The 11,347-nt window shown below is 66.7% G+C and carries 11 protein-coding genes; 5 read left to right on the forward strand and 6 right to left on the reverse strand.

What is annotated here, in order from left to right; genetic code table 11:
- Positions 1–22: 22 nt before the first annotated feature.
- A complete protein-coding gene (locus tag G467_RS0109350) occupies positions 23–1,909 on the forward strand; it encodes a potassium transporter Kup (RefSeq protein WP_022969475.1) in 1,887 nt (628 codons plus the stop codon).
- Between the two features lie 21 nt (positions 1,910–1,930).
- On the opposite strand, the gene G467_RS0109355 is transcribed toward G467_RS0109350, so the two are convergent.
- Positions 1,931–2,476, reverse strand: coding sequence for a hypothetical protein (locus tag G467_RS0109355; protein ID WP_022969476.1), 546 nt, complete (start codon positions 2,474–2,476; stop codon positions 1,931–1,933).
- Positions 2,477–2,678: 202 nt separating this feature from the next.
- On the opposite strand from G467_RS0109355, the gene G467_RS0109360 reads away from it, so the two are divergent.
- On the forward strand, positions 2,679–3,743 hold the full coding sequence (locus tag G467_RS0109360; protein WP_022969477.1) for an alpha/beta fold hydrolase: 1,065 nt from the start codon (positions 2,679–2,681) through the stop codon (positions 3,741–3,743).
- Positions 3,744–3,776: 33 nt separating this feature from the next.
- Here G467_RS0109360 and G467_RS0109365 read toward each other — a convergent pair whose 3' ends face one another.
- Both G467_RS0109365 and G467_RS0109370 read right to left on the reverse strand, forming a co-directional pair.
- Entirely contained in the window at positions 3,777–4,187 is a 411-nt protein-coding gene (locus tag G467_RS0109365; protein WP_022969478.1) for a VOC family protein, read from the reverse strand.
- Between the two features lie 28 nt (positions 4,188–4,215).
- On the reverse strand, positions 4,216–4,665 hold the full coding sequence (locus G467_RS0109370) for a helix-turn-helix transcriptional regulator (protein ID WP_022969479.1): 450 nt from the start codon (positions 4,663–4,665) through the stop codon (positions 4,216–4,218).
- Between the two features lie 67 nt (positions 4,666–4,732).
- Between G467_RS0109370 and acs the strand changes: the two genes are divergently transcribed.
- A complete protein-coding gene (gene acs, locus G467_RS0109375) occupies positions 4,733–6,697 on the forward strand; it encodes an acetate--CoA ligase (RefSeq protein WP_051130445.1) in 1,965 nt (654 codons plus the stop codon).
- A gap of 60 nt (positions 6,698–6,757) precedes the next feature.
- Here the strand turns inward: acs and G467_RS0109380 are convergent, their stop codons facing one another.
- The 3 genes from G467_RS0109380 to G467_RS16190 form a co-directional block, all read right to left on the reverse strand.
- Positions 6,758–7,093, reverse strand: coding sequence for a hypothetical protein (locus G467_RS0109380; RefSeq protein ID WP_022969481.1), 336 nt, complete (start codon positions 7,091–7,093; stop codon positions 6,758–6,760).
- Between the two features lie 79 nt (positions 7,094–7,172).
- Positions 7,173–8,369 carry a DesA family fatty acid desaturase gene (locus tag G467_RS0109385; RefSeq protein ID WP_022969482.1) on the reverse strand — a complete coding sequence of 399 codons (1,197 nt, stop codon included), beginning with the start codon at positions 8,367–8,369 and terminating at the stop codon, positions 7,173–7,175.
- Between the two features lie 170 nt (positions 8,370–8,539).
- Positions 8,540–9,724 (reverse strand): CVNH domain-containing protein, encoded by a 1,185-nt coding sequence (locus tag G467_RS16190; RefSeq protein ID WP_022969483.1) that lies wholly within the window; start codon positions 9,722–9,724, stop codon positions 8,540–8,542.
- Between the two features lie 167 nt (positions 9,725–9,891).
- On the opposite strand from G467_RS16190, the gene mutM reads away from it, so the two are divergent.
- Both mutM and G467_RS0109400 read left to right on the forward strand, forming a co-directional pair.
- Complete coding sequence (gene mutM / locus G467_RS0109395; protein ID WP_022969484.1) at positions 9,892–10,704, forward strand: bifunctional DNA-formamidopyrimidine glycosylase/DNA-(apurinic or apyrimidinic site) lyase; 813 nt, start codon at positions 9,892–9,894, stop codon at positions 10,702–10,704.
- A gap of 74 nt (positions 10,705–10,778) precedes the next feature.
- Complete coding sequence (locus G467_RS0109400; protein ID WP_022969485.1) at positions 10,779–11,339, forward strand: ECF-type sigma factor; 561 nt, start codon at positions 10,779–10,781, stop codon at positions 11,337–11,339.
- The last annotated feature ends 8 nt before the right edge of the window (positions 11,340–11,347 follow it).

Below are 11,347 nucleotides of genomic sequence, written 5' to 3' on the forward strand. Positions count from 1 at the left end.
CCTCCGCTCCTTCGGTGCAAGCATGAACCACACCTCCGCCACCCCTGGCCTGAGAAAGCAGCTGCCCCTGGTCCTCGGTGCGGTCGGCATCGTGTTTGGCGATATCGGCACGAGTCCGTTGTACACGCTGCAGCAAGCCTTCAGTCCGAACTATGGCCTAGCACCGGACCAGACCAATGTGCTCGGCGTGCTGTCGCTGGTGTTCTGGTCCCTGATCCTGGTGGTCACGATCAAATACGTGCTCATCATCATGCGCGCCGACAATCGCGGCGAAGGCGGCATCCTCGCCCTGATGGCGGTCGTGCAGCGCAGTTTGCCGATCGCGGCGCCGATGGCCTATGGCGTCGGCCTGCTGGGCATTTTCGGCACGGCGCTGTTTTTCGGCGACGGCGTGCTGACTCCCGCGATTTCCGTGCTCAGCGCAGTCGAAGGTCTGGGCGTGGTCGCGCCCCAGCTCGAACGCTTCGTCGTGCCGGCGACCCTGGTGGTCTTGCTGCTGCTGTTCGCGCTGCAGCGTCAGGGGGTGGCGAAGGTCGGTCGCTTGTTCGGCCCGGTGACGGTCCTGTGGTTTCTGGCGATCGGCGCGGCGGGGCTGGCCGAACTGAGCGCGCACCCGGGCGTGCTGCGCGCGCTGGATCCGAGCTGGGCGTTCGGCTTTTTCGTCCACCACGGTGTCGTGGCGTGGCTGGCGCTGGGCGCGGTCGTGCTTGCCGTGACCGGTGGCGAAGCGCTGTATGCCGACATGGGCCATTTCGGACCGCGGCCGATCCGCCTGGCCTGGCTGGGTCTTGTGCTTCCGTGCCTGCTGCTCAACTACTTCGGACAGGGCGCCTTGATCCTCGCCGATCCGAGCTCGGTGTCGAACCCGTTCTATCGCCTGGTACCGGCCTGGGGTCAGCTACCCATGATCGTGCTGGCGACGCTCGCCACGGTCATCGCTTCGCAGGCACTGATCTCGGGCACGTTCTCGGTCGTGCGGCAGGCGATCCAGCTGGGCTATCTGCCGCGCATGCAGATCATCCACACGTCCTGGGACGAGATCGGGCATGTCTACATTCCCTGGGTGAATCGCACGCTGCTCGCGGCCGTGATGCTGACCGTGGTGGGTTTCGGCTCGTCGGCGAAACTCGGCATCGCCTACGGCGTCTCCGTCACCGGCACGATGCTGATCAGTGCGCTGCTGACCATCGTGCTCGCGCACGAGCGCTGGCGGGTGCCGGTCTGGCTGCTGGTGCCGGCGTCGCTCCTGTTTCTGGGCATCGATCTGGCGTTCTTCAGCGCGAACATCATCAAGTTCGCCGAAGGCGCCTGGTTCCCCGTACTGATCGGCATCGCGGCGTTCACCCTCATGCGCACCTGGCGGCGCGGCCGCGATCTGGTGCGACGGCAGATCAATCGCGACAGCCTGCGTATCGAGCACTTCATGCAGAGCGTCGCGGTCGATCCGCCGCTACGCGTGCCCGGCACGGCGGTCTTCATGACCCCGTCCAACGACTATCTGCCGCCGGCCTTGCTGCACAACCTCAAGCACAACCAGGTGCTGCACGAGCGCAATGTACTGCTGACGGTCGAGACGCTTGCCGTCCCGCGGGCGGACGATAGCGAACGCGTGTCCTATGTCGATCTCGGCGACGGCTTCTCGCGTCTGAATCTGCGCTTTGGCTACATGGAAGATCCCGACGTGCCCAAGGCCCTGCGCCACTGGGACATTCCCGGACCGGGCTTCGATCCAATGCGCACGACATTTTTCGCCAGCCGCGAATCGCTATCGGCGCGCAAGGATCAGGGCATGGCGCTGTGGCGCGACAAGCTGTTCCTGTTCATGTCGCGCAACGCGACGCCGGCGACGGAATTCTTCCGCATTCCCGGCAACCGGCTGGTCGAGCTGGGCGTGCACGTGGCCATCTAGACGACGGGCCGCCGACGCGGCCTATCGCTGCGCCGCTTTCCAGAACAGCGCCGCGGACACCAGCCACGCCCCGGTGAAGCACACCGTCAACGGCAGCAAGGCCGGGTCGGAGCCGGTGAACTGCGCGCCGACCAGCACCAGGGCCTGCGCCACCGCCGTCGTGATCAGCGCGTGCACCATGCCTGCGGCGCGCAGACGGGCGATGAGGGCGCCGACGAGGCCCACGGCGAGCACGCCGAAGAACATCAGGTTCGCCCGGTTGTGTTCGCTGCCGATGATGCCGACCGCGATGTTGATCCAGACCAGGAAGAATCCCGCGAGCGCCGCCACGCCAACACCGGCGCGATAGAAGGTGTCGCGCGACATGCGCACACCGACTTCATAGGTGCTGCAAGCGACCAGAAGCATGATGCCGAAGACCGCGAAGTCGAGCCCCGTCCAGTTCACCTCTGACGTGAACTGCATCGCTACCAGGGGCAGGAGCAGCAGGCAGGCGGCTGTGCTCCAAACCGCGATCCGCAAGAGATTGCCGCGTCGTTCGCTGCCGTTTTCCATGTTCGCCGCCATTGTTGATCTCCCCGCCCAGGTTGACCCGGATCCGGGCCTGGACGCCAGCTTGCGCCCCGCCCGTGTGCCGGTCATGGGATCCGTGTGAAGCCAATAAGAAGTCCGCGATCGCCGTCGCAGATCGCGTGGCGTGGTCCATACTGCCCGCGCCGGCAAGACGATCGTCTGCCAGCCTCACGTCCTTTCCGGAAATCCGCTCCCCATGACCCGACTGCCCCTCGCCGCCCTGCTGTGGCTGCTACCGTTTTGCGCGTTCGCCGATTTCGCCCCCGCGCCCCCGCCGCCCAATCTGAACCTCGCGCCTTGTCGCACGGCGACCGCGGCCGTGCACGAACAAGGCTTCGTGATGATCGGCGGCATCGAGCAATGGGTGACGATCCAGGGCGCGAGCTGCGCGAACCCGGTCGTGTTGTTCGTGCATGGCGGCCCAGGCAACCCGCTGACGCCGTTCGCCGATGCCGTGTATGGCGCGTGGGAAAAGGACTTCACCCTCGTGCAGTGGGACCAGCGCGGCGCGGGCCGCACCTTCGGTCGCCACCCGCAGGCCGCCGACGCGACGCTGACGATCGAGCAGATGGCGCAGGACGGTGTCGAGGTCGCGGCCTACGTGACCCAGCGCCTGGGAAAACAGAAGGTGCTGCTGCTCGGCGGCTCCTGGGGATCGATCCTCGGTGTGCACATGATCAAGGCGCGGCCGGCACTGTTCACCGCGTATGTCGGCGCGGGACAGCTGGTGAGCTACCGCGACAATCCGCTGGCGAGCTATCAGAAGACGCTCGCGCTCGCGCGTGCCGCGAACGATGCCAAGACCCTTGAGACGCTCGAAGCCCTTGGCCCACCGCCGTGGACGAACCCGCGCGCGTTCGGCGTGCTGCGCCGCGCGACGCGCCTGTACGAAGCGAAAAAATCCACACCCGCACCCGCCGACTGGTGGACGCTGCCGGCCGAGTACGCAACCGCCGAACGGCAGGCCGAGTACGAAGCCGGCGAAGACTATTCGTATCTCCAGTTCGTCGGCCTGACCGGCGAGGGCATGCTGTCCAAGCTCAATCTTCCCAAACTGGGCCTGAAATTCGACGTGCCGGTGTTCATCATCGAAGGCGAAGAAGATCTCGTGTCGACGCCGGAAGTCGCGAAGGCCTATTTCGACGCGATCAGCGCGCCACGCAAGGAATTCGTACTGCTGCCCAAGGCCGGGCATGATCCGAACGCGGCGACGATCGCGGCGGAGTATCGGCTTCTGCGAAGCGTCGCGACGCCGGAATAATTCTCCGGCGCGCGGTTTTGTCTCGAGGTGGGCTCAGGCCACCTCGTTGATGCGAATCAAGGTGCCCGCCGGATCGCGCACCGCGCAATCGCGCACGCCGTAGAACTGCATCGTCGGTTCCTGGACGATCTCGGCGCCGCTGGCCTGCAGCTTGGCGAAGGTGCCGTCGAGATCGGGCGTGGCGAGCGTGAGGATCGCGTACGTGCCCTTGGCCATCATCTCGGCGACGACGCGGCGCTCTTCGTCGGTGACGCCGGAGCCGGGCGTCGGCGGCTGCAGCACGAGGTTCGTGCCGGGCTGATTGACCGGGCCGACGGTGATCCAGCGCAGGCCGCCGTAGGCGACGTCCTTGCGGACCTCGAAGCCGAGCGTGTCGCGATAAAAGGCCAGCGAAGCCTCGGGATCGATCTGCGGCAGGAAGGTGTTGTGGATGGTGAGGTTCATGGCGTGAGTCCTGGTGGATGGGGCGAGCTCAGCCTACGTCTGGCTCGGTCGCGGGCGCTTCTCGATTCCTGACCGGTCGCGTGACATCCTTCGCCACGCAGGCCGGAATGCCGGCGATCGCCGCCTCGCCCTGGCGCTTGTAGACGCTCGGCGACACGCCGACCAGTTCGGTGAAGCGCGTGCTGAACGTGCCCAGCGACGAGCAACCCACTTCGAAGCACACGTCGGTGACGCTGAGCTCGCCCTGCCGCAGCAAGGCCATCGCGCGCTCGATGCGCCGCGTCATCAGATACGAATACACCGACTCGCCGTACGCAAGTTTGAACTGCCGGCTCAAATGCCCGGCCGACATGTGCACGCCCTGCGCGAGCGCCTCGACGTCCAGCGGTTGCGCGAAGGAACGATCGATGCGGTCGCGGACGCGGCGCAGGCGGGCGAGGTCGCGCAGGCGGTGTGCGTCGGTGGGCTGGGTGGTCACGAGAGTGATCCTGACATGTCGATTTTGGCGGCGTCCACCGCTGCGCGCGCGACGGCCTGCTAAAGTCATGGCCGGAGGTTTCGCCATGACCCAAACCAAAATCCCCGTCGATCCTGCCTTCGCCGCCACCGCACAGATCACGGCCGAGAGTTATGCCCGCGATTACGCGCACTCGATCGCCGATCCGAACGAATTCTGGGCGGAAAAGGCGCAGCGGCTGGACTGGATCACGGTGCCGACGCGCATCGACGAGTCGAATTTCGCGCTCGACGATTTCCGCGTGCGCTGGTTCGCCGACGGCGAGCTCAATGTCGCGACGAACTGCCTGGACCGGCATCTCGCGACCCGCGGCGACAAGACCGCGATCCTCTGGGAACCGGACGAACCCAACGAACCCGCACAGCACATCAGCTATCGCGAGCTGCACGCGCGCGTCGGCCGTCTGGCGAACGCGCTGCGCAAGCTCGGCATCCGCCAGGGCGATCGGGTCACGATCTATCTGCCGATGATTCCGGAGGCAGCGGTGGCGATGCTCGCCTGCGCGCGCATCGGTGCGATTCATTCGGTGGTGTTCGGCGGCTTCTCGCCCGATTCGCTGGCCGGGCGCCTCGCCGATTGCGATTCCAAACTCGTGATCACCGCCGACGAAGGCCGGCGCGGCGGCAAGCGCATTCCGCTGAAGGCCAATGTCGACGAGGCGCTCAAGCGCCCGGGCACGACCGCGGTGGAAACCGTGCTCGTCGTGCGCCACACCGGGGCCGCCGTGCCGATGCAGATGCCGCGCGACCGCTGGTACGAGGCCGTGGTCGAGGGCCAGCCCGATGCGTGCGCGCCGACGGCGATGAACGCCGAAGATCCGCTGTTCATCCTGTACACCTCGGGCAGCACCGGCAAACCCAAGGGCGTGCTGCACACGACCGGCGGGTACCTGCTGTTTGCCAGCTACACGCATGCCTGCGTGTTCGACCTGCGCGAAGACGATGTCTACTGGTGCACCGCCGATGTCGGCTGGGTGACGGGCCACAGCTATATCGTCTATGGCCCGCTCGCGAACGGCGCGACGACGGTGATGTTCGAAGGCGTGCCCAATCATCCGGATCATTCGCGCTTCTGGGATGTCATCGACAAGCACCGGGTCACGATTTTCTACACCGCACCGACGGCGATCCGCGCGCTCATGCGCGAAGGCGCTGCGCCGGTGCAACGCACCTCGCGCGCGTCGCTGCGCTTGCTCGGCACGGTCGGCGAGCCGATCAATCCCGAAGCCTGGCGCTGGTATCACGAGACCGTCGGCGAGAAACGCTGCCCGGTTGTCGACACCTGGTGGCAGACGGAGACCGGCGGCATCCTGATTTCACCGCTGCCGGGTGCGACCGACCTCAAGCCGGGCTCGGCGACGCGACCGTTTTTCGGCATCCGGCCCGCACTCGTCGATGCGAACGGCGCGATTCTCGACGGCGCCGCTGAGGGCAATCTGGTGTTGCTCGGCAGCTGGCCGGGGCAGATGCGCACGGTGTACGGCGATCATGCGCGTTTTCTCGACACGTATTTCCGCACCTATCCGGGTAGTTATTTCACCGGCGACGGCTGCCGGCGCGACGAGGACGGCGACTACTGGATCACCGGGCGCGTCGACGATGTCATCAATGTCTCCGGGCACCGTATCGGCACGGCGGAAGTCGAAAGCGCGCTCGTCGCGCATCCCAAAGTCGCCGAAGCGGCCGTGGTGGGCTTTCCGCACGACATCAAGGGGCAGGGCATCTATGCCTATGTCACGCTCAATGCCGGCGAGAATCCGAGCGAGGCGCTGCGAAAGGAGTTGATCGCTTTCGTGCGCCAGGAGATCGGCGCGATCGCCGGCATCGACCATTTGCAATGGGCGCCGGGGCTGCCGAAAACGCGCTCGGGCAAGATCATGCGGCGCATCCTGCGCAAGATCGCCGAGAACCTGCCCGACCAGCTCGGCGACATCTCCACGCTCGCCGATCCGGCGGTCGTCGCGAACCTGGTGCGCGAGCGGCGCGACGCCTGAAGGCCGCGATGAAAACAAAAGCCCGCCTTTCGGCGGGCTTCTCTTTCGCCGTTACCAAACTCAGTTGCTGTTGCGCTGGCAGCTCAGCAAGGCGTCGTCGTCGATCGTCCAGGCTTCGTCGCCGCACAGTTTGACGCCGCGCAGTTCGCAGACATCGCCGTCTTCGTCGACGAGCTTGACGTCGTAGCTGTCGCAGCTCACGCCGTGCAGGCGCAGGGTCTGGCCGCTCTTGAGGATGTCGTCGTCGAGCTGGTCTTCGCCCCAGCTGTCGTCGTCCGAGGAGGACAGGTAGATGCGGTGGATGTCCCACAGCGACTTGTTCTTGATCACCAGATCGCTGGCGAGCGCGGACGAAGCGACGAGCGCGAGCGCCGCGGCAAATACGATGCGTTTCATGAGATTCCCCTGATGGCCGCCCCCCGGCGGCCCGACCCATTGAACCGCGCGGCGGGCCGGCCCGCAAGCCGGCTGCCGGTCAGGCGTGCGCGGGCGCCAGGGCGTAGCCTTTGAGGCGCGCCGAGAACTCTTCCAGCGCGCGGATGCCCGAGGCTTCGGCGTCGGCACACCAGGCGCGCAGGGCCTCCATCTTGGCGTCGACACGGGCGTCCATCGCCGCGCTCTTGAGCTCGTAGATCGCCAGCAGGCGCTGGCGATGCGCGACCAGGGTGGCGAGCTGCGGGCGCGAGGCGATGAAGGCCTGCAGCTTGAGCCGGTGCGCCTCGTCGAGCCAGCGGCCGTCGCTGCGCAGCGCACGGCGCAGACGGCCCGGCAACTCGCGCGCCTCGGTCTGCACGGCGGGCTTGAGCACGGTCGTGAAATAGTCGGTCGCGACCTGCCAGCGGTGCGCCATCATCGCGCGCAGGGTTTCGGCGTCGGGCACGGCGATGTTCGGCCGCAGGTTCAATTCCGGCGCGACGCGCAACACCTTGGCCAGGCCGACGGCGCGCAGCGCGCGGATCGCGATCCAGCCGATGTCGACCTCGAATCGGCGCAGCGCGAACTTCGCCGAGCTCGGGAACGCGTGGTGATTGTTATGCAGCTCTTCGCCGCCGATCCACAGGGCCCAGGGCGTGAGATTGGTCGCCGTGTCGTGCGTGTCGAAATTGCGATAGCCCCACCAATGGCCGAGACCGTTGATGACGCCCGCAGCCCAGAAAGGAATCCAGGCCATCTGCAGCGCCCACATGAACAGGCCGGGCACACCGAACAGGCTCACGCTGATGACCAGCATCAGGATCGGACCGAGCGTGGAACGCGGCGTGTAAACGTGACGCTCGAGCCAGTCGTCGGGCGTGCCCTTGCCGTATTTCTCCAACATCGCCTTGTCCAGGCGCGCGTCCTGGTACAGCTCGACGCCGCGCCAGAGCACCTGGTGGATGCCATGGAAACGCGGGCTGTGCGGATCCTCTTCGGTCTCGCACTTGGCGTGATGCATGCGATGCACCGCGACCCATTCCTTGGTCACCATCGCCATCGTCAGCCAGGACCAGAAGCGGAACGCGTGCACGAGCACCGGATGGAAATCGACGCCGCGGTGCGTCGCGCTGCGGTGCAGGTACAGGGTCGTGGTGAAGATCGTCAGCTGCACCATGACCAGGAAATAGCCGGCCATCTGCCAGTAGCTGGCCTGGGTCAGGCCACGGGCGAGCCAGTCGAGAACGGGGAGAAACATGGACGGGAAACTCCGGCGGGGGGCGGGATGATGCCCCGGACGCCCCGGGTTTCACCTGTGCCCTTGGTATGGGGGCCGGACGCCTTCGGGGCAAGGTGCCAGCCGACTGACGGGCACAAAAAAACCGCGGCCCGTTGCGGGGCCGCGGTTCGGAGGTCGCCCGGTCCGGCTTAACGGCAGCGCAGGTAGCCGTTGTCGTTGCCGATGTCGCGACCGCGGCAGTCGTTCACGTTGACCGAGCTGCGACGTTCCCGGCCACCGGCGTCCTGGCAGGTCGCGGTCAGGGTGCTGCCGCTGACATACGCATCGCGGCAGGTCTGCTGGTAGGACCCGGACGGCACGCCGCCGCCGTAGTTCGTGCAGGTCAGGTTGCCGTTGTTGTTGCCGATGTCGCGGTTGCGGCAGTTGTTGACGTTGATCGAGGTGCGGCGATCGCGGCCATTGGCGTCTTCGCAGGTCGCGGTCAGCGTGCTGCCGCTGACATACGCGTCGCGGCAGGTCTGCTGGTAAGAACCGGACGGCACGCCGCCGCCGTAGTTCGTGCAGGTCAGGTTGCCGTTGTTGTTGCCGATGTCGCGGTTACGGCAGTTGTTGACGTTGATCGAGGTGCGGCGATCGCGGCCATTGGCGTCTTCGCAGGTCGCGGTCAGCGTGCTGCCGCGCACCGAGGCATCGCGGCAGGTCTGCTGGTAGGAGCCCGCCGGGATGTTGCCGCCGTTGCCATTGTCATAGCCGCTGCAGGTCAGGTTACCGCCGACATTGGCGATGTCGCGATTGCGACAGCTGTTGATGTTGATCGAGCTGCGGCGCAGGTAGTTGTTCGGATCGCGGCAGCGGGCGGTCAACGTGTTGCCGCTGACGTAGGCGCTGTCGCAACTCTGCTGGTAGCTGCCGCTGGGCGCGGTATTGGAGCAGGTCAGCTGGCCGCCAGCATTGGCGATGTCGCGATTGCGACAGCTGTTGGGATTGATCTGGCTGCGCCGGCTGTAGTTGTTCTGGTCCAGGCAGCTCGCCGACAGGGTATTGCCGTAGGACTGCACGTTGTAGCAGCTGAGCAGGTAACTGCCGCGCGGCGCGTAGTTATTGGTGTAACCGGTACACACGAGACGGCCGTTCTGGTTGGCGATCTCACCGTAGCAGTCGGCGCTGATGCTGGTGGTCTTGAAACGGCCGCGGCTGTCGGCGCATTTCGCCGTCAGGGTGCCGCGGTAGTTGCCGCTCCAGCCGCCGTCGACGCGATAGTCGCGGCAGGTCTCGAGGTAGCTGCCCGGAGGCAGGGACTGGGCGGCGGCGGGCGTGGGCGCCGCGATCAGCAAGGCCAGTGCGAACAGCAGGAAACCGGAAAATCCTTTCATGGAAGCTCTCCTTCGTGATGTCCAAGGCGCGGATCGGGTACTGCCAGGTCCCGTCGCCCGCACTGTCAAACCAACAGCGCGCCGATGATAGGAGCGGGACAATTGAAGCCCGGCTGAAGGCTAGCGCTGCCGCAGCAGCTTTGCCAGTCGCCGTTTAGACTGTCGCCATGCCCGAGTTGCCCGAAGTCGAAACCACCCGTCGCGGTCTGTCGCCACATTTGCACGGGCGCCGTATCACTGGCGTGACGCTGCGCCGGCCGGACCTGCGCTGGCCGATCCCGCCCGAGATCGCCGAGCTGCTGCCCGGCCAGACCGTGCTCGACGTGCGCCGGCGCGCGAAGTACCTGCTGATCGACACGGCCCCGGGCAGCGCCCTGCTGCACCTGGGCATGTCGGGCATGCTGCGCGTGCTGCCGGCCAAGACGCCGGTCGGCACGCACGACCACGTCGACCTGAGCCTGGATTCGGGCCGCGTGCTGCGCTTCACCGACCCGCGCCGCTTCGGCTGCCTGCTCTGGCAGCCGGCCGACCAGACCCACGACCTGCTGCGCGATCTGGGACCGGAACCGCTGTCGGACGGGTTTGACGGCAACTATCTGTTCGCGGCGAGCCGCGGCCGCAAAGCCCCGGTCAAGACCTTCCTCATGGATCAGGCGATCGTCGTCGGCGTGGGCAATATCTATGCGGCGGAAAGCCTGTTCCGCGCCGGCATCGCACCGACGCGCCCGGCCGGCACGATCAGTCGCGAACGCTATGTGCGCCTGGCGGACGCGGCCCGCACGATTCTCAGCCACGCGATCGAACGCGGCGGCACGACCCTGCGCGACTTCCTCAATGCCGACGGCGCGCCGGGGTATTTCGAGCAGGAGCTGTTCGTGTACGGGCGCGAGGGCGAGGCCTGCAAGGTCTGCGGCCGGCGCATCCGCGACACGCGCCTGGGCAATCGCGCGTCCGCCTGGTGCGGCCACTGCCAGCGCTGACCGGTCCAGGGTCGTGACAGCCATCACGTTCGGGCTATAGTGTCGGCAACCCGCGCAGACGGGTCCGGGGAGTCATGAGCGAAACGGCAGACATCACGCAGTGGTTGAGCGCGGCGCGCGGCGGAGACCGCAGTGCCCTGGACCGCGTGCTGTCCACGCTTTACCGCGAGCTGCACGGCATGGCCAGGCGCCAGCTGGGCGGCCAGAACGGCCATACCCTCGACGCCACCGGCCTGGTCCATGAGGCCTATCTGCGCCTGGTCGGCCGCGCCGATGCCGAATTCGAGGACCGCGCCCACTTTTTTGCGTATGCCGCCTCGGCGATGCGCAGCGTGGTCGTGGACTACGCGCGCCAGCGCCTGGCGGTCAAACGCGGCGGCGACCTGCACCGCGTGACCGACCTGCCCGAGGATCTGGGCGGCGGCATGCGCCTGGACGAGGAAATGCTCGGTCTCGACACCGCGCTGACCCGCCTGGCCGACGTCGACCAGCGCCTCGCGCAGGTCGTGGAGCTGCGTTATTTCGCCGGCCTGTCCGAGGCCGAGATCGCCGGCCTGCTCAAACGCTCTGAACGCAGCGTGCGCCGCGACTGGCAGAAGGCCCGGATGTACCTGCTGGCCTCGCTGCAAGGCTGAGACCTGTC

Origin of the sequence: Arenimonas oryziterrae DSM 21050 = YC6267, assembly GCF_000420545.1 — a bacterium.
In the GTDB taxonomy this organism is placed as follows: Bacteria; Pseudomonadota; Gammaproteobacteria; order Xanthomonadales; family Xanthomonadaceae; genus Arenimonas; species Arenimonas oryziterrae.